The 18,109-nt window shown below is 67.3% G+C and carries 13 protein-coding genes and 2 pseudogenes; 11 read left to right on the forward strand and 4 right to left on the reverse strand.

The window, feature by feature from the left end; translation table 11 throughout:
* The first annotated feature begins 29 nt into the window (after positions 1-29).
* Together IE252_RS41280 and IE252_RS41285 are read left to right on the forward strand one after the other, a co-directional pair.
* Positions 30-4,391, forward strand: coding sequence for a polymorphic toxin-type HINT domain-containing protein (locus IE252_RS41280; protein WP_190094669.1), 4,362 nt, complete (start codon positions 30-32; stop codon positions 4,389-4,391).
* A 9-nt stretch (positions 4,392-4,400) separates the two neighbouring features.
* Positions 4,401-5,054, forward strand: a complete 654-nt coding sequence (locus IE252_RS41285) for a hypothetical protein (RefSeq protein WP_190094670.1) — start codon at positions 4,401-4,403, stop codon at positions 5,052-5,054.
* Between the two features lie 215 nt (positions 5,055-5,269).
* Here the strand turns inward: IE252_RS41285 and IE252_RS41290 are convergent.
* Positions 5,270-5,946: pseudogene (locus tag IE252_RS41290) on the reverse strand (HNH endonuclease family protein).
* A 204-nt stretch (positions 5,947-6,150) separates the two neighbouring features.
* A complete protein-coding gene (locus tag IE252_RS41295) occupies positions 6,151-7,554 on the reverse strand; it encodes a helix-turn-helix domain-containing protein (RefSeq protein ID WP_190094671.1) in 1,404 nt (467 codons plus the stop codon).
* Positions 7,555-8,563: 1,009 nt separating this feature from the next.
* On the opposite strand from IE252_RS41295, the gene IE252_RS41300 reads away from it, so the two are divergent.
* The 3 genes and pseudogenes from IE252_RS41300 to IE252_RS41310 all read left to right on the forward strand — a co-directional run bounded on the left by IE252_RS41300 (position 8,564) and on the right by IE252_RS41310 (position 10,497).
* Positions 8,564-9,163, forward strand: a complete 600-nt coding sequence (locus IE252_RS41300) for a hypothetical protein (protein ID WP_190094672.1) — start codon at positions 8,564-8,566, stop codon at positions 9,161-9,163.
* A gap of 149 nt (positions 9,164-9,312) precedes the next feature.
* Positions 9,313-10,011, forward strand: a pseudogene (locus tag IE252_RS41305) (DNA primase family protein); the annotation flags it as partial.
* A 102-nt stretch (positions 10,012-10,113) separates the two neighbouring features.
* On the forward strand, positions 10,114-10,497 hold the full coding sequence (locus tag IE252_RS41310; RefSeq protein ID WP_190094673.1) for a DUF6009 family protein: 384 nt from the start codon (positions 10,114-10,116) through the stop codon (positions 10,495-10,497).
* A 65-nt stretch (positions 10,498-10,562) separates the two neighbouring features.
* On the opposite strand, the gene IE252_RS41315 is transcribed toward IE252_RS41310, so the two are convergent.
* Positions 10,563-11,348 carry a TauD/TfdA dioxygenase family protein gene (locus IE252_RS41315; RefSeq protein WP_190094674.1) on the reverse strand — a complete coding sequence of 262 codons (786 nt, stop codon included), beginning with the start codon at positions 11,346-11,348 and terminating at the stop codon, positions 10,563-10,565.
* A 1,150-nt stretch (positions 11,349-12,498) separates the two neighbouring features.
* Here IE252_RS41315 and IE252_RS41320 point away from each other — a divergent pair.
* The 3 genes from IE252_RS41320 to IE252_RS41330 all read left to right on the forward strand — a co-directional run bounded on the left by IE252_RS41320 (position 12,499) and on the right by IE252_RS41330 (position 15,031).
* Complete coding sequence (locus IE252_RS41320) at positions 12,499-13,137, forward strand: hypothetical protein (RefSeq protein WP_190094675.1); 639 nt, start codon at positions 12,499-12,501, stop codon at positions 13,135-13,137.
* A 245-nt stretch (positions 13,138-13,382) separates the two neighbouring features.
* Positions 13,383-14,111, forward strand: coding sequence for an AAC(3) family N-acetyltransferase (locus tag IE252_RS41325; protein ID WP_190094681.1), 729 nt, complete (start codon positions 13,383-13,385; stop codon positions 14,109-14,111).
* Positions 14,112-14,521: 410 nt separating this feature from the next.
* Positions 14,522-15,031, forward strand: a complete 510-nt coding sequence (locus IE252_RS41330; protein WP_190094676.1) for a hypothetical protein — start codon at positions 14,522-14,524, stop codon at positions 15,029-15,031.
* Positions 15,032-15,223: 192 nt separating this feature from the next.
* On the opposite strand, the gene IE252_RS41335 is transcribed toward IE252_RS41330, so the two are convergent.
* Complete coding sequence (locus IE252_RS41335) at positions 15,224-15,424, reverse strand: hypothetical protein (protein WP_190094677.1); 201 nt, start codon at positions 15,422-15,424, stop codon at positions 15,224-15,226.
* Positions 15,425-15,597: 173 nt separating this feature from the next.
* On the opposite strand from IE252_RS41335, the gene IE252_RS41340 reads away from it, so the two are divergent.
* The 3 genes from IE252_RS41340 to IE252_RS41350 all read left to right on the forward strand — a co-directional run.
* Positions 15,598-16,446 (forward strand): hypothetical protein, encoded by an 849-nt coding sequence (locus tag IE252_RS41340; protein WP_190094678.1) that lies wholly within the window; start codon positions 15,598-15,600, stop codon positions 16,444-16,446.
* A 326-nt stretch (positions 16,447-16,772) separates the two neighbouring features.
* The gene (locus IE252_RS41345; protein WP_190094682.1) at positions 16,773-17,186 is read left to right on the forward strand and encodes an SsgA family sporulation/cell division regulator; all 414 of its coding nucleotides are present in this window, start codon (positions 16,773-16,775) and stop codon (positions 17,184-17,186) included.
* A 189-nt stretch (positions 17,187-17,375) separates the two neighbouring features.
* Positions 17,376-18,109 (forward strand): IS256 family transposase (locus IE252_RS41350; protein ID WP_190094679.1); only part of this gene is annotated, 734 nt, incomplete at its 3' end.

Here is an 18,109-nt window from a genome sequence, read left to right on the forward strand (position 1 = left end):
TGACCGCAGCGGCTGTCTTCAGCGGCCTGATGGGCGCGATGCCCGCCCGCGCTGACGGGACCGGCCAGGACGATCCTCAAGACCCCTACCAGCGGTCGCTGCGTATCAGCCTGGGCGAGACAGCTCGCCAGGACCGCTGCCAGCTCGGACGCGCCGTCAACTTCGGCGGAGCGGCGGTGAAGGCCTTCGCCAACACCACCCTGTCCGGAGGGGACGACGGCATCCACACCGCGCTGCAAGGCGGCGTGGTCATGGGTAACGAAGAGTTCCGCGCGGCCGCCACCAAGGACGGAGACGCGGGCACGGCCTACAACACCCTCTTCAACAAGCGCCAGGACCAGCTGGACCAGGACAACAAGCCCTACGCCAACGCGAACGCCGCCGGCGGCCGCCCCTACCACGCCCCGGTAATCGGCGCCGACATCCGCGCCTTCACCATCGGCACTCAAACCCAGCTCGTCAACAAGATCTGGGACGACCCCACGCCCCGCCCAGGTGCCGCTTCCGTGGCCAAGGCCAAAGAGATCTTCGATGCCTTCGACACCAAGGGCGAAGACTGGGCCACCAAGTACAAGGAGCTGGCCGGCGGCAGTGGCTACGGCGGCCTCGGTGTCACCGACGGCAAGCCGGGCTCGGCCAACGACATCGCCGCCTTCCTACGGTTCGGCGGCTTCGCGACCAAGGCTCCCGACCCGGACTCCCTGGAGTTCCGTACCGAGGTCGAGACCCTCAAGGCCGCCTGGGCCGCCTGCGACAGCCGCAATCCCATCGACCACTACCGGGTCCTGACCGGTGCCACCATCCAGGCTCACACCGAGTGGGAGGCCGAGTACACCTCCCAGGCCATCCAGCGCCAGCAGATCATCACTGCCGAGGCCGCTGCCTCCAAGGAAGCGCGCACCACCGCCGACTTGATGGTCGAGGCGATCCGCCAGTCCTGGCAGGTCGACCAGATCCTGTTCTGGCAGCAGTGGTGGCGCGATCACCCCACCGCCACCAACAAGCCCTCGCTGACCGACCAGAAGAACGCCTCCCGCCGCCTGGTGACCGCCCGGGAGACGACGGCTCAGCTCGTCAAGGACGCCGACGCCGCTGTCGCCCGTGCCAAGTCCGCTTCCGAGCAGGCCGGCACTGCGCAGCAGGCGGCGTACGCGATCGCCGACCAGAACAAGGCGCCGCGCGGCCGCGCACTGATGTACGCGCAGCAGTCCGCCCAGGTCGCCAAGGCCTCCTACGCCGCCACCCAGGCAGCAGCGAAGACCGTGCTGACCGCTGCCAACGCAACCCAGGCCAACATGGCCGACAGCCAGGCCCTCTACGCACTCGCGCAGACCCAGTCCCACGCGCTGAACACCGAGTTCCGGAAGGCCGCAGCCCTGGAGGCAGCGGCTCAGGCCAAGGCAGCGGCCGAGTCGGCCGAGAAGCTCGCCAAGGAAGCCGCGGCCAGCGCCACCACCGCCAAGAACGCCCAGACCACCGCGGAGAAGGCGGAGAAGACCGCCCAAGCTGGCGCCGCCGAGGCCAAGAAGCAGCGAGGCATCGCCGAGGCCGAGAAGGCCACCGCCGAACGGGAGGCTGCTACCGCCGCTGCTGAGCGCAAGAAGGCTGGCGACGCCGAAACCCGCGCACAGACGGAACGCGACGCGGCAGGACGCGCCCGCACCTCAGCCGAGGCGGCGGGGGCGACGGCGAGCGACAAGCGCAAGGCAGCCGAGGCGGCGGAGGCCAAGGCGTTCGCTGCTCGGGACAGGGCATTGCAGGCGGAGAAGGAGCAGAAGGCGCAGGAGGCCCGGGCCGCCGCGCTGGAAGCTGCTGCGGATGCCGCCGAGAGTGACGGCGCGGCAGGCGGGGCCCGGCAAGCGGCCACCGAGGCTCGCGCAGCGGCTGGCGATGCGGCGACGGCAGCGACTGCGGCCCGCGCGGCCGCCAATGATGCCTCCACGGCGGCGGTGAATGCCCGCGCTGCTGCGACTCGCGCCCAGGCTGCGGCATCGCGCGCAAACGCGGCAGCCGATGCCTCATGGTCGGCATTCCGGAAGACCAGCGCGGCGGCCGCGACCGCGCACGCTGCGGCGGCCACGGCGATCGACGCGGCGGCCGCTGCCAAGGACAAGGCCGACAAGGCTGACGCCGAGTCGAAGAAGGCCCAGGCCGACGCAAAGAAGGCCAAGGAAGAGGCTGACGCGGCCAAGGTCGAGGCGGGCAAGACCGCTGCGTGGTCGGCGAAGACCGCAGGCTTCGCGCAGGCAGCGGCGCAGTCCGCCCAGGGTGCCCGGGATGCTGCGACTGCGGTGACCAAGGCTGCCGACGAGGCCGTCTCCATCGGTTCCTCGTACCGGGAGGCCGACACCTCGGCAGCCTTCGCCGTCCTGGTCGGCCAGAGCTCCAAGACGCTGGCCGAACAGCAGGCAGCGGCAGCCGACGCCAAGGGCAAGGAGGCCGCGAAGGCCGCTGCTGACGGTCAGGCGCTCGCCGACAAGGCCGCCGCCGACGCCAAGGCCGCCGCGCAGGCGGCCGCAGCCGCAGCCGCCGACGCGCAAAAGGCCGTGGCCTCGGCCGCGGCAGCCCGCGCCTCAGCAGCGGAGGCCGACAAGGCGGCCAAGGCTGCGAAGAAGGCCGACGACAACGCTCAAAACTACGCCCTGGAAGCCGGCACCGACGCGCTGTACGCGGGGATGGCCGCAAACGACGCCACCACGGCTGCCACCGCAGCGGACCGTGACGCCACGGACGCCGAGAAGGACGCGGCCAGCGCCGACGCGGCTGCCACCGCCGCCGAGACAGATGCCGCCAGCGCGGACGCCACTGCAACCAAGGCGGAGAACGACGCCACTGCGGCCGAGACCGCAGCGAAGAACGCCGACGGCGCCGCCAAGGACGCCGACACCGCAGCCACCCGTGCTGAAAACGCCCAAGCCCGCAAGACCATCGAAACCGGCGGGGCCACTGGTGTGGCGCACCTGTTCACCACCCAGAAGGTCGACCCGCTGGAGGACCCCAAGCCGCTGAACGAGTGCGTGCTCGGCATGGGCAACAGCGGCTGCGACGTCACCTTCCGGCTGCACTTCAAACTGACCCTCGACTTCTTCCTGTGCACCGACCCCGGTGCGCCCGACGACGTCGACGCCGCCACCTGCCCAGGGGACAGCATCGTCTGGCTGGGCCGCGACACCAAGGAGCACACCGCCGAGGTCACCAAGCACTTCAGCAACTGGGACATCACCAAGATCTTCGACAAAGCGATCCTCAAGGCTCTGTGGGACGGCCTCACGCAGGACTTCGTCGATTGCGCCAAGGGCAGCATCGGCGGGTGCGCCTTGGCGGCGACCTGGTTCATTCCGCCGTCCAAGATCACCCAAGCCGTCGATCTGATCCGCGCGCTTGACGGCGCGCTGCACACCGGAATCGGCGTCAGCGACGCCTACAAGGCACTCAAGGCGCTGGGACTCGACGCCGAGGTAATGGCCAACATTGAGCGCGAGACCATGATTGTCGAGGACGCGCTCACGTCCTGCACGCGAAACAGCTTTCCGGGCGATACACAGGTGCTGATGGCGGACGGCGCGCACCGAGCAATCAGCTCGCTGACGATCGGCGACCTGGTCCTGACGGCTGATCCCGAGACCGGCGATCGGCGGGCCGAGCCCGTCGGCTCGACCTTCAAGCACGAAACCGACCGTCTCGTGGACATCGCATTCGCTGACGGAACCAGCCTGACCAGCACCGCCGGACACCGCGTCTATGTTGCCGAACGTGGCTGGACCCTCGTGTCGGACCTGCGGAGAGCCGATCGACTGCGCGGTCCCGAAGGTTACTTGCACACGGTCACCGGTCTGGACGATCGGTCTGGGATCGCGCCGCGAACGGTCTACGACCTGACTGTCGACAACCTGCACACATTCTTCGTGAGCACCGAGGGGGAGGGATCCAAGGACGTACTGGTCCACAACTGCATGAACCTCCAGTTGCACGAGGACGACCGAGGGGCGCACACCATTGCGGACCACATCAACATCGACGACGAGAGTGCGTTCAAGAAGGCCATGGACGAGTACAACGCTGGCCGCCAAGGGGTGACCGGTGTCTGGACCAGCCTGGATGTCGCCCAGGGCGCGGTGGACGAGGCCATGAAGAAGTGGCTCACCGGCGGTACCCCGAAGCAGAACATGGCGAACCAGAAGAAACTGAAGAACTGGATGGCCAAGACCGCGAAGGACTCCAACAGCCCCGTGGACCTGTTCGCGATCAAGGTCGACATAGGCGGACCCTCGCTCGGTAAGGTCCTTAGCTACGACCGCACGTCGCGTGCGGCCGGGAGCACCGTGGCAATCACCCTCAAACGAACTCCCCACAAGCCCGGATACATGGTCTACACGTCCTACCCGATCTGAGAGAGGACCATGGCACACGAACGTCAGGACATCTGGGTCGACTTCGGGCTCAGCGGTCTCACCAAATGGTTCCACGGGCCGTGGGGAGGCGAAGCGACCCCGCGTGAAATCGTCATGGCTGCTGCCGACTGGGGCAGCGGTGCCTACGCACCCACCCTTGCGGAGGATGCACTTCGGCTGCTGCAGTCACCACTGCCCACTCGGGTGATCGGCATCCTGTGGTACGCCGCGACAGGCGGCAACTACGACCTCGACCGCCTGGGAATCGACAGTCGGGCATGGCTGCACGAGATCGTGGACGCCTGCGCCGAACGGATCCGCCAGGACGACTCGTCCTTCACACCCGATTCCCCAGGACCCGCCCCGAACGCGCTCAGGGACGAGGTCTTGGCCGAGATCCGGGCGCTCGGACCGGATATGGACGCCGCCACCAGCACCCACCCGCATCACCCCGCCCCGGATGTGGTGCCGGCGTTGGAGCAGGTCGTCACCCAGGTCGATGCGGATCTGGGATTCAGGCTCTTCCTGCGGGTCATGAAGGCCTACCGGGTTCCGATCGACGAATCCCGGTACGACCGCTACCACGAACTCGGTGAGAGGTTCGGCTACAACGAGTTCGTCGTCGATGACGGGGACCTCTATGTCAGGCCGGACATGAACTGACCGCGCGCATCCCCCAGGCCCTCGTTGCCGTGAAAAGGGCCTGGGGGAATGTGACGTACTTGATCATCACTGCTGCTGTCGTGGACGGCCAGCGGTCACCTTTCAGTTCCCGGCGGTGCCATCGGAGATCAGTGACGTCGGCTTCGGCTCCTAGAGGTTCCGGCTCGGTGTGAGGCCGAGATGGTGCACAGCTGCGGGCGCGGCGGCGGTCGGGTTCAGCGGGCTGTGGTGACGGTGATGTCGAGGTTGGGGCAGCGGGAGAGGGTGTCGCCCAGGGCGGCTTGTTCGGCGGGGTCGATGTCGAGGCCCAGCGGGTCTTGTCGGCGATCCAGTCGGTGACGTACTGGCAGCGGTAGTCCGTGTACGGGGGGAGCCAGGTGCTGGGGTCCTGGTCGGCCTTGGACCGGTTGGAGGCGGCGGAGACGGCGATCAGGGCGAAGCCGGCGTCCAGGTCGTTGGCGTAGGCCTCCCGCTCCGCCGCGCTCCAGGCGGAGGCGCCGGAGTCCCAGGCTTCGGCGAGCGGGACCAGGTGGTCGATGTCGAGTTTCCTGGCGTCGTCGAAGTACTGGTTGTCGTACGGCGAGTACCAGGATCCGCCGGTGAGGGCGCACTTGGGGCCCTGTACCGGTGCCTCCAGTGCTTCGATCTTCAGGACTTCGGCGCGGGTGTTGCAGCCGTCGCGGTCGGCGTCCACCCAGTGCTTGAACTTGGTGCGTTCGTAGCCGGTGCGGTCTTCGGCGCGTACGGGCAGGTTCTGCAGGGCGTCGCGGACCGGGAGGGTGACGGTGTCTTCGGGTGCGGCTGCTCGGGCGGGGGCGGCGAGGGCGGGGGAGAGGAGGAGGGCGAGGGTGGTGAGGGCGGTGGCGGCAAGGCTGATCCGGGCGCGGCGCATCCAGGGGTCCCTTTCGGAGATCACCGACAAGTCGTGATCTTCGTATCGGTCCTGGGTGCTCAAGTCGACGGATCCCGCGGGCAGTTCACACCTGCGAGGATAAACTCACCTCATCACACTGGGAGTATCGCGAGGGTACGTCTGTCTCCGATGCCCGGCCGGGCGGGGCCGCCTTGTCTTTGCCGCCCGGCCGGGTGTGGACTTCTATCCGAAGGCCCAGCGGGGGCCGGGTTCGGGCGGCTGCGGGGTGGCCTGGAGGCTTCGGCTGGCCGTTGCGCGGCGCCGTTCGGCGGCGCGCTGGAGGAGGCGGGCTCGTTGGTCTTCGACGAGCGGCGGCTCATGGCTGAGGGCTTGCCGGAACTGGGTGAGGACCGCGTCGAAGCCCCTCACGGGTGCTGGCATGGCCGGGCCGGCGCCGGGCGCCGGGGGGGCCGGGGGGGCCGGGACGTCGCCGTAGTGCTCTCGGGTGGCTGCCTTCCACAGGCGTTCGAAGTCGGTGGGGTTGCCGCCCAGGATGTGCAGGAGGCGCTGGAACGTCTTCCAGGGGGGCAAGACGGTGCCTTCGAGGATCGCGGCGATTTCCTCGGCGGTCAGCCGCCACTTGGTGGCGACGGCGATGTCGAGGGGCCGTGGCTGGCCGGCTCGGACGTGGAGGGTGCGCAATGCGGCGAGGAGGCGGGGGACGGCGGTGAGGGGTTGTTCTTCCTGCTCGGGGGGTGGCGGGGTGAAGTCTCCCTTGTCGCGGAGACGTTCGGTTTCCCAGACGGTGCGCAGGACGCTTGGGTCGGCGCCGCAGACTCGGGCGAAGCGTTCGGTCAGGCGCCAGGTGGGGATGCGCTCGCCGTTGAGGACGCGGGAGAGGTAGGAGGCGGAGCAGCCGATCTTGAGGCTGATGTCTTTGAGGGGCAGTTGGGAGGCGCGGGCGAGCATGGACAGGACTGGGGCGAGGCGGTTGAAGGCGGCGCCGGAGGGGTCCCTGGGCGTGGTGGGGGTCTCTTCTGCGGGGGCGGGGTCTTCGGGGGTCTTGTCGGCTGTGGGCGGGAGGCTTTCGTCGGCGGTGGCGTCGGCGTAGAGGGCGTTCAGGGAGGGCGGTGCGATGCGGGAGCGGGTGAAGCGGGCGAGTTTGCGCAGGATGTAGGCGTCGGTGTAGCGGTGGCGGGCGGTGTCTTCGCTGATGCGGAGTATCGCGGCGATGGGGCCCCAGGTGACGCGGCGCTGGCGGGCCCGGCCGACCAGCCCGGCGGTCAGGGCGTCCATTTGCTCATACATCTGCGCCACGCGGCGCAGGGCGTCTTCTCCGTCGTCCGTGCGCAGCAGCTCCCGCATCCCTTCCTGGAGATCCCTGATGATCTCGGCCAGGAATTCGTCGCCGACGGTGCGGGCCGGAGCGGGTCCGCTCTGCGTTCGGGGAGTTTCCTCGGTGCGGTCGGTCTGGGAGGGCTGGCGCTGGCCGGGCAGGAGTCCGCGTGCCCCGGGTGCCGTGGGGGTGGTGCGGGCCCGGTGGGCGGCTTGGCGGCAGGCGGCGCTGCAGTACTTTGCCGGGCGCCCGACTCGGGAGCCACCGGGGGTGAATAAGGGGGCCCCGCAGCGCTCACAATGATCACTCATGGCGTTCCGTCCGTGTCACGAAAAGGGTTCAGGCTGGCAATTTCGTCGCGGAGCGGGCGGCTTTCCCGGGGGAATTCCCTGACTGTCGGCTGACGTATTCATCCGGAACAGGGCATCTGTACCACCGGCGCCGCCCGGGTGCGGTGTCCCACCGTGATCCGGTGGGACACCGCAGTGTGTTCACCACCTGTGGCGGCGGCTCCGAGTGCGACTGAGCACGGCTCCGGTGAGAGCGGCGCTCAGGGCGTACAGCGCGTCCGGAGGCAGTACCACCTGAAGGCGCGCCTGGGAGATCAGGAGAAATCCAGCGGCCGGCAGACAGAGGAACGCGGCGTTGCGCGTCTTGACCGATCGGTTCACGGAACGAAATGTTTCGTAACGCTTGTTAGGCTTGGCGTTAGCAGCCGGGCGGTCAGGCGACCGTTTGGCGCTACGGCGCCGGGGGGAGCGTCCCATAGGGGACTCCTTTCAGTGTCGCGAAGCGTGCGGGGTCTCGGATTGAAGGTTTGGCGACCGTTTGAGGCCCCGCACGCACCTGCGGGTGACATTAACGACACTGTGTGCTGAACACCAATCCCCCTATTCGGGGCAACTCGCCCTTTTTTCGAATAGTCGCAGGGCGGAACGGGTTTCGTTAGCAGTTGCCAGAGGAACTTTCCGCCGTTCCATCACACTCGCATCGCCGCGCCGCCGGACCTGCTATTAGGAAGTCTCTGATCGGGGCATGATCGCCGTAGTGTCCGAAACGTGCATACCCTGCACCCGCAAAGAAAGAAAGCGGAATTCGATCCGCCGTATCCGGTGAGCGGACTATTCAGCAACTGCCAGGGGCGTTTCGTACGCCCGGCACGGAGTCCGTACGCGCACTGCGCTCGCTGAGGGGACCTCAACCGCGGTTTGGTCGCCCTCGCCGGTCCCCCGACCCCACCGGCCAGGAGCGTCATCGAGCAGCCCGAGCGCTGTGGTTGAAGGGGCTGCGTGCGCGTGGTCCGGCAGGCTACATTCCGGCATGAGTACCACCGACTTCGTCGCGGCCACCGCGGCGGTTGCCAGTGCGCTTGCTGCCGGGGCGTCCTGGCGCGCCGCGCTGAAGGCCAACAGCACGGCCTCCTCGGTCGCTGCCATCGAGCGGGACCGCTGGCACAGCGAGCTGACTCCCCGCGTGCAGGCCACCGTCGAGCTGCGGACCCAGACGCTGCTCCTCCTCAAGTTCGAGGGACCGGCCGGCCTGCGCCGCCTGGAGCGTGTGACGCTCTCCATCCGGGACGACCGCGACCGCCGCGGCCGCCCGGTTCTGGGCGGTGCTCCCACCGACGAGGAGATCGCGGCGGTGATCTGGGGCCCGCTGCGTTTCCGCCCCGGCAGCGATAACGCGGACGCCACCGGCCGGACGGTAGCGCCCTTCACGCTCGAGCTCGATGAGGCACGGCCGTTCGCGTTGGATCCCTCGCTGCGCCCCCGCTGGTATGACGAGGATCGCTGGCGTGCCCAGTACGCCGACGCCCCGCTCCGCCTGTGGATCGTGTGCGAGACGGACGGGCACAAGCCCTGGACTCTCAGCTTCGAAGTCGGCCAGGACGGCATCCCCGTACGCAATCCCCGCCCCTGACGCCCGCCGCCCGGCCAACGTCGGGACAAGCGGAGCCCGCCGCGCCGGCCGCCGCGTCGACAGCGCCGCTGAACAGTGCCACCTTCCCGAGCCCCGTCCCGTGGTCTGCACGGGTTTCAGGAGGGTGTGTTCAGGTACGCCTGGCGGGTGGTCGGCGCATCGTGGTGTGCTCGGAGCTCAAGCCCGACGACAAGTTCGACGAGGCTCGGGTCAAGCTCCTGACCGGCGGTGACCGCATCATGGCCCGCCGCATGCGCCAGGACTACTTCTCCTTCACCCCGACCCACAAGTTGTGGCTGCTGGGCAACCACCGTCCCGAAGTCGGCACCGGCGGCCACGCCTTCTGGCGCCGCATCCGCCTGATCCCCTTCGAGCGCGTCGTGGCCGCCGACCGCAAGATCGACAACCTCGCCGGCGAACTCGTACGCGACGAAGGACCCGGCATCCTGCACTGGCTCCTGGACGGAGCCCAGCGCTACCTCACCACCCGCGACCCGCTCACCGGCCCCGCGACCGTCCGCGTCGCCACCGAGGCGTACGCGACGACCGAGGACCACATCGGACGCTTCCTCACCGAACGCTGCACCCGGAACCCCGCCACCGGCGACGGCACCGACCTACGCGTCGAACAGGGCCTCCTCTACACCACCTACTGCTCTTGGTGCCTGGCCGGCGAAGGCATCCGCCCTGCCACCGCTCGCGCCTTCGCCACCCGCGTCCGAAGCGAACTCGGCCTCGCCTCACCCGCTGACATGACCAAGTCCAGCGGCAAGAAGTACTACCCCGGTCTGGGCCTGCTGCCCGAGGACACCGACCCCGACCAGCACACAGGGGGCAGCCGTGGCTGAACCGCGCGCCCTGCCGCGCCCTCTTGCACGCACGTACGATGAGACCCGGGCAGCCGTCCATACGTCGGCCCGCCGCACCACCGATGGGAAGGGGTCGCAGCTGTGAGCTCGCTACTGCACGAGAGCGAACTGCGCCACGAGAGCGACGTGGTGTGGCTCGAGGACCCTACGCCGCTCGACTATGTGCGCCAGGCCCTGGATAAGACGCCGCGTCGGCGCGGCAAACCCCGCTACCACCGCGATGGCCGCATGGTCGGCTACACCGAACTCGACCAGCACGCCGAAGCCGACCCCGACAGCAGCCTGCACCGGCGCCGGGTCTTCTTCCTCCTGCCCCACGACCGCGACACCCAGCCCGACGGCGTCTACCAGATCGGCGCGCCCGGCGAAGCCATCGACCCCCGCACCATCGAACCCGGCCGCGTCGGCGAGAAAACCCCCCGCTCTCAGCAAGGCGCCACCGTAATAGCGACAGTCGGCATTTGACCCTGCCCACCGCAGGGCTGTGCAGGGTGTCCGTCAAAGCGGAACAAGCTCAGACGCGGATTTGCTCAATGCGGTTGCGGGCTCGCCACGGCGAGCCGGTGCATGACCCGGTGCGCCCCGGGGAGAAGGGGAGTTGCCCGGTGCATGACCGTGTTGTTGTCCCAGGCGAGTATCTCGTCCGGGCCCCAGCAGTGTCGGTAGACGAAGTCCTCCTGAGTGGCGTAGGCGATCAGGCTGTCAATCAGGCCAGGCCCGTGGGTACCACGGGGAGATTCGATCCCCGACATGGCCACGTGGTTGAGGTATAGGGCCTGTCGGCCGTCCGGAAGCATGGTGATGACCGGGTGTCGTGCGGTGCCGCCCCACAGTGGGTGGACGTGGATGCCGACCGCTCCCTCCAGCAGGTGTTTCCAGTGCGGCGGAAGATGTCGGTAGGCGCTGACCATGTCGGCGAAGAGGGTGTCCCCTCCAGTCTCAGGCAGAGCCGCGGCCTGGAGAAGTGTGTACCGCGGAGGATTGAGGCGGGAGGACGAGTCTGTATGCCAGCACCAGGTGTATGGCTCCGCTGAACCATCTGTGCGGCTACGGACGACTTGCACGTACCTGCTGTCGGGGTGGGCAGGGAAGGGGCCCTGCTGTGGATGCGGCTGAGGGACACCGAGATGCTGGCTGAACGCCGCCAAAGCGGAGGGGGCCAGCCGCAGGCCGCGCAGAATGACCAGGCCGTAACTGGCCAGAAGCTTCCTTAGCAGCTCGGGCGGCACTCCTGTACTCGAAGCCCCCGGTGGCGAGGGCATAACGGCAACCTCCGCGACGAACCCCTCACGCAACGTTCTCGTGACAGCGTCCATGCAAGGATTATCTGGCTGAGCGCGGGGGATGGAGGACTGCCATACGCGCCAAACCGGCACGTGCGGTGGCCCCCTGTTCCATCGTTCGATGTGCGGGCGGCCTCGTTCACTCTGCTCAGAGCACGACGGCAGCCTTTCTACGGGCCCACTACAAGGTTCCTGCTCCCACCACCAAGTCGTTTCGGTCTTCCACAAGTAGCCGGGCCCTCTGGTGGGCCGCAGGTTCTCGCTGACCGACCCGTCCGGAGCTTGGAGGATCAGGTTCTTCTCGGCGGTCCGATCACCAACCCGGTGGGATGGCCGATCGGCGAGGTTTGCCGCAAACGTCAGGAGCGCGGCAAACGAAACGTCCCGGTGCGACGAGGGTGCGCTGCTCGACTCGGCCTGGACTGTCTTTGGTGCAAGGACCGACAGGTCGGCCGCCGTGCCCAGTGTCGAATGGTCGCGGCCGTCGTCGGGGTCGCAATGCCCACAAGCCTCAGAGGTTGAGCGCCGTACAGCCACCGAGCAACAGCTGCTCGAGGGCGTGGTGGCCAGGGCGCGGGGAAGTCGTACGAGTGCGAGCAGGCCTGCGTCTGGCCGGCCGGTACAGCGCAGATCTGCGCTGAAACTGCTGCTGCGTAGCGCCGTCCCGGCGGTGCTGCCCGTGCCCCGCTCGGCCGCCGTCGATGCGGACCGGGAGCAGATCGGCGTCGACGGCGACCAGGATCTGACTGGCGAATCTGCGCCGCGCACGCCTACCAGATGGACCCTGCCCTCGCCCTGGTCAACGGCATCCCGCCGGTTGCGTGACGCCTCTGCCGGACACGGCGCCGCCCCGGCCCCTTGCCCCCTGACTGCCGAGCGCGCCTGGGTGCGAGCCTCGTCGAGTGTCCCGAGATGCTAGTGGGATGTTCCTCCGCCGTGGCCAGGCACGAACGCCTTCCAGCTGCGACCCCGCCGATCATCGCTCTGGCGACCCGAGCCCGGCTTCACAGCAGGGATCCCTATGCCAGCGCGCCCCCTTCTGAGCCCCCAACGCAACAGCGTGCGCCCTTGGCAGGGAATACGGCCAGTTGCATCCTGATCAGCACGGGCGGGGCGGGTGGCTGGTAGGGGGAGGCTCTTCACTGTGCAACCAGACGATCAAACTCGCATCAGCAGGAATCCGATGACGTACTGGTACCCGATGATCCTCGTAGGCGTACTATCAGCGTTAATGATATGGGAGATCTTCCGTGCAAATTTGGCAGATTCGAAAGGGCAGGAAAGCTGGGGATTAACGATCCTAGATCGTCAATCTGCCGCAAGCTTACTTGCCGTGGCTATGGGTCTCACCTTCGCCCGCGCTCAATACGCCAGCGCGGTGCGCCCATTGATCACCTGGAGTGGCAACCCGCGAAAGAACGACTTCGACATGACCAGCCGCTACATCTGGTACGTCGAGATGGCTAATGGCGGTACGCACAACGCCGTAGTTTATGACATCAGCTACCGGCTGAAGTACCTAGACGGAACAGCGAGTGAGTGGGTGGACACTCGCGACAGGGCGGCCCAGCTCCTCGGAAGGCTTGGGCTCGGCTCTGGCACGGACTTCGATCTCAACACCATTAAGCGAGGCGCTGTGCTGGGCTCCGCGCTGTACATCGGGCGCTTCTCGCTGGATGCCACCCGTAAAATGGACGAGTTTGAGCTCCGGGTGCGGGTCTCCGACGCCGTCGGGGACCATCACGAGCGCACGCTGGCCTGCTTCAGCGGCGCGAGGGAGGAGATGCCCTTCGCATTGGCAGGTGGACCTTCAGACGCATAGGCCCCACGGGTAGCAGGCAAGCTAAGCAGCTTAGCTTATGTGCGGCTCCGTAGCCCGTAGAGGGCACCCTTGGGTCGTTTCCTTCCGTACACTGCCTGTCAGCATCGGCCAGTAGTCGCCCGGAAACCATACCGGAGCGGCGGGAATGAGGAACGTTGCTCACGACCTCTACCAGTACCCACGTCAGCGAGTCCGAGCTCACGCACCAGCTGAGAAAACTAGGGATTCAGCGCGGCAGCGCTCTCATGGTTCACGCATCCCTGAGCGCCGTCGGACGAGTCGAAGGGGGGCCGGCAACAGTGCTCCGCGCACTGCGCGGCACACTCGGGCCGGAAGGGACGATCGTGGTCCCCACGTTCACAGCTGATAACTCGGATTCCTCGAGTGCTCACAGGGAACGCGTCCGTGGACTCAGCGAAGAAGCCCGAGCGGCCATGAGGGAAGCCATGCCCCCCTTCGATCCAGCGACTACGCAGTCAACAGGAATGGGTGCCCTCGCCGAGACGGTCCGGCTGCACCCTGACGCTCTGCGTAGCGCACACCCACAAACCTCATTCGCCGCGCTGGGGCCCAAGGCGAAGGAGATCATCGCCAATCATCACCTTGACTGCCACCTGGGAGAGGATTCGCCGCTCGCCCGACTGTACGAAAACGGGGCTCAAATCCTACTGATGGGCGTTGGATTTGACAGGTGCACTGCATTTCATCTGGGTGAATATCGCGTCAGCTCCCCACCACGCCAGAACTACCGATGTGTGGTTCGGATGAACGGCCAACGCCAGTGGTGGACGTACGAAGACGTCACCTTGGACGACCGCGACTTCGGAGCCCTCGGGGATGACTTCGAGCGCGCGGAGATCCCCGGTGCCGTGCGCAAGGGTACGGTGGGCGCGGCCACCTGCAGGCTCGTGACGTTCGTCGAAGCCGTTGAATACGCCAAGAGTTGGTTTCCTGAGCACCGAAACATCGTTTGAACGCGGGGCTCATAGGTGGCGTTAAGTCCGTTTCCGGGGCGGCCTCGCCTGGGTTGAGTCCGCCAGTGCCGGGGCCTGGTGTTCCGTCACGACCATGGCCTGTGCGGATGCGCGGGCCATGTCCACCAGGCCCCGGTACGCCAAAGTCGCACAGCCGGGACGGGTATGGCGGACCGGGGTCGTCACAGGCCGTACTGGTGACCGCTCTCACTACTTCATGCCGAGGGCGTTGAGGTCGGCTCGCCGTTGGTCGCTCAGCTTCGTGGCGCGGCGGCGGGTGTTGTCGAGGAAGGTGCCGAGTTTGACCTGCGCCTCGATGAAGCCACCCCACTCAACACCCCGGTGCCCGCAGTGTCACGACACCGAGGTCTGGGGGAACACTGTCGGAAATCTCCGGTAGAGCTGACGGCATGAACCTTAACGACCTCAGCACGTTGATGAGGCGCCGCCAGGACGGTGGCCTCAGCTTCGAATTCGAACGCTTCCGTGCCGACCCGGCCTTGGCCGGCCTGCAGTGGCCGGACGACGTGCTGAGAGATTTCCTCTTCGACCACGGCGACCACGGCCCCTTCGTGGACGACTACGGCCACCTTCACCTGAGCGCGGTCACCTGGACGTTGGAGACGATCCCGACCGCGGACTTCCACACCATGCCGACCGGTGAGAGCGAAGCCGGACTGATCGAGCACATCGCCGAGAACCCGGTGCACTGGGCGCGACCCCCGGAAGTCGCCCGGCACTGGGCAGACCACGGGACCTGGCGGCGCCCGCCGCTCCTCATCGACCGCCACCTCCTGACTCCGACGGACAGCGGACTGCAGGTCCTGGAGGGCCGAACCCGCGCCGGCGTCCTGCGCGGCCACCTAGGCGAGCAGCTGCACGTCGCCCCCGAACACCAGGCATGGGTGGGACATTCATGAGGGCTCACCGCGTCTCGCTGCGTACGCTGCGAACACCGAGTGGTAGCAGGGTGGTGTCCCCTCCGGTGGTTCTCGAGCACGATGGACCGCCGGTGCCTTCCAGACCTGGAAGGTGCGACCACGTCTTCGTCAACGTCGACGTCAGCGACGAGGTCATGGAAGGCAGCCGGTGGGGTGGTGCGGGAGCCGACGTCAGCGGATCAGCTGGCGCAGCCCGGGCACGCTGAGACCGCTGGCTCCCAGCCCTGCCAGGACCGCTCCGGGGGCGGAGAAGTCCGAGAGGAAGGTCAGCCCGCCGATGACCAGCCCGATGACGATCGCCGTCAGGAGGATGACGGCCGTGTGCATGCTGATGAAGGGGGACTCCGGTGGCGGGGGGACAGGCGAACTCACGTGCTCTCCAGCGATTGTTGGCGATGATGGCGTTCGCTTGGCTTATATGTGCCGTCGTGGAGGTGTCCCCCCCAAAAAAAAGACCTAGTTCGGAGGGGGGAGAGGCTGATGACCGCTCCTAGAACCACATGTCAGGTCGTCGGGAGGTTTGCGACGTTGTCACGAGGAGGAGCATGGCAGGGCATGCCGAGGAAGGTGCCTGGTTGGAGACCGAGGAGGTCGATCAGGTAGAACCGCTGGCGACGATCTCCCCCGACCTGTTGCAGCAGGTGGAGAACCATCTGGCCCCACAGGCGCAACAGGCTGACAGAGATGAATACCGACGGCGCCTCGCCGCAGACATTGCCGTCGTACGGGCCATCCGAGCTGATGGCTACACAGGTGAACGTGCAGACCGTCTTATGCAGAGGCTAGCCGCCTACGGTTGGCCCGTCCTGCACCACTGGATCAAGACAGGGGAGATCTTCGCCCAGTGCACGGCGAGGGGCCGACCGATCTCCTTTCCGCCGACGCACTTTCCGTGGACCGGTGAGGAACATTCCACTCTCGCCACGGAGACGGTCCTTGCCGCGGTGCCCTTCTTTCGCCGGTACGCGCTTCAGCAAGGCCACTGGGACCCCCGCAGGGGCGCTGGTCTGACCACGTACTTCATGGGCGCCTGTGTCAGCTACTTCGCCGTGACGTACCGAAAGTGGTGGAAGCAACAGCTTGACGATCAGCGCCTGGCCCACTGGGACGACAGCGAGGTCCTGATCCAACTTCCCGACCCACGGACACCTGACCCATGCCACACGGCCCTCGTCCGCGATGAGGCATCCAGGACTCTCACCCGCATCCAAGACCCCAAAGTCAAGGAAGCGATGGGACTGCGGGCACTCGGTTACACCGAACGTGAGGCCGCCGAGAGCGTGGGCCTGACGGCCAAGGCGTTGGAGAGACGCAGCAGCAAACAACGCGACAAGCTCCGCAGGACGGATTCTGCCGCCACGGACTGCCTCGGCGAAAGGAGCGACGAACAGTGAGCCTCGAAAACCTGCACAACTCCGACAGCAACCCTCAAGACCCCTTCGAGGAATTGCTGGACGCCTCGACGCTGGGCACGGAAGCAGTCCGACAGATCACCCATGGCGTCCCCGACGACGTTCTGGCGCATCTTTCGGAACACACAACGGTTTCTGATGCATGCGACCGCTGCGCACCGTGGAACACCCTCGACGAGGAAGAAGTCCCTGTAAGCGCAGGCGAAGAGGACACGCTGGTTCTTGACGCAGACCTGGTCCAAGCCCTCACCAGTCCCGGCCCGTGGTCCGAACCTCACGCTGCGAATCCAGAGCCGACGCGAACCACGGTGACCTGTGAGCTGCACCTGCGCCTCATTGTGTCGAGCGACTCGTCCCTGCCTGTCCCCGTGGGCCTGCGGTACGACACGGCCGACCCCTACGCCGTGCACGCCACCTTCCACACCGGAGCCGAGGAGACCGTCGAGTGGGTGTTCGCCCGCGACCTTCTCGCGGAGGGCCTCCACCGGCCCACCGGAACAGGCGACGTCCGAGTCTGGCCGTCGCGCAGTCACGGTCCGGGCGTCGTCTGCATCGCGCTGGGCTCCCCGGAGGGGGAGGCGCTGCTGGAGGCCCCGGCGCGGGTCCTGGAGTCCTTCTTGAAGCGGACGGACACCGCCGTGCCCCCGGGCACCGAGCACCGCCACATCAATGTCGAGAATCTAACCAACTTCCTCAACACGGTGCGGCGCAGCAACGACTGAGTTAGATAGGCATCCCACCACCGAGGGGTAGGGGCACCCACCCCTCCTGCAAGGTCATCGACACGGCACCCCGCGACCGCGCGGCCCTAGCCACGATGTATCGAGAGGGGGGACTGTCCTGAAGTTTGTGTTTGGCCTGGTGTGACCTCAGTTGGCATGAGATGAGGTCTCTGCCGGGAAGGATCACAGATGGGCAGCAAGAACGAGCAGGGCGGCCCCCGCGAGAGCGAGCATCAGGTGCGGACGGGGGCCGAGTTGGCACGCATGGCCGAGCAGAACCGTGGACTGGCCGAGGAGTTGGTGGAGCGGGCCCGCCGGGACGGACTCCAGCTGGTGGGCGAGGGCGGCCTGCTGACCGGGTTGGTGAAGCTGGTCCTGGAGGGTGCGCTGGAGGCCGAGATGGCCGAGCACCTGGGCTATGCGAGGGGTGACCAGGCCGATGCCGGCGGCGGGAATGTCCGCAACGGCACCAGCCGCAAGACGGTCCTCTCGCAGGTCGGACCCGTTCAGATCGAGGTTCCCCGGGACCGGGCGGGCAGCTTCGCCCCGCAGATCGTGCCCAAGCACGCCCGCCGGGTGGAGGGTTTCACCGAGACGATCGTGTCCCTCTATGCGAAAGGGCTCACCACCGGCGAGATCCAGGCCCACCTCGCGGAGGTCTACGACGTGGAGGTCTCCCGCGACCTGGTCTCCCGGGCCACCGCCCAGATCACCGCCGACCTGGCCACCTGGCGCACCCGCCCGCTCGACCGCGTCTACGCGGTCCTGCTGATCGACTGCATCTACATCAAGATCCGGGACGGGGCGGTCGCCAACAAGCCCGTCTACATCGCCGTCGGGATCAACCTGGAGGGCGACCGCGACGTCCTGGGCATGTGGGTCGGCACCGGCGGCGAGGGCGCCAAGCAGTGGATGGCCTGGCT

It is taken from the genome of Streptomyces melanogenes, from assembly GCF_014649795.1.
GTDB classification, from domain to species: Bacteria; Actinomycetota; Actinomycetes; order Streptomycetales; family Streptomycetaceae; genus Streptomyces; species Streptomyces noboritoensis.

Bases quoted from the DNA above. Each gene is read 5' to 3' on its own strand.
- IE252_RS41340 (WP_190094678.1), top strand. From the start codon at position 15,598: ATGGCAGGGCATGCCGAGGAAGGTGCCTGGTTGGAGACCGAGGAGGTC.
- IE252_RS41285 (WP_190094670.1), top strand. From the start codon at position 4,401: ATGGCACACGAACGTCAGGACATCTGGGTCGACTTCGGGCTCAGCGGT.
- IE252_RS41315 (WP_190094674.1), bottom strand. From the start codon at position 11,348: ATGGACGCTGTCACGAGAACGTTGCGTGAGGGGTTCGTCGCGGAGGTT.
- IE252_RS41300 (WP_190094672.1), top strand. From the start codon at position 8,564: ATGAGTACCACCGACTTCGTCGCGGCCACCGCGGCGGTTGCCAGTGCG.
- IE252_RS41325 (WP_190094681.1), top strand. From the start codon at position 13,383: ATGGTTCACGCATCCCTGAGCGCCGTCGGACGAGTCGAAGGGGGGCCG.
- IE252_RS41295 (WP_190094671.1), bottom strand. From the start codon at position 7,554: ATGAGTGATCATTGTGAGCGCTGCGGGGCCCCCTTATTCACCCCCGGT.
- IE252_RS41280 (WP_190094669.1), top strand. From the start codon at position 30: ATGGGCGCGATGCCCGCCCGCGCTGACGGGACCGGCCAGGACGATCCT.
- IE252_RS41330 (WP_190094676.1), top strand. From the start codon at position 14,522: ATGAACCTTAACGACCTCAGCACGTTGATGAGGCGCCGCCAGGACGGT.
- IE252_RS41320 (WP_190094675.1), top strand. From the start codon at position 12,499: ATGACGTACTGGTACCCGATGATCCTCGTAGGCGTACTATCAGCGTTA.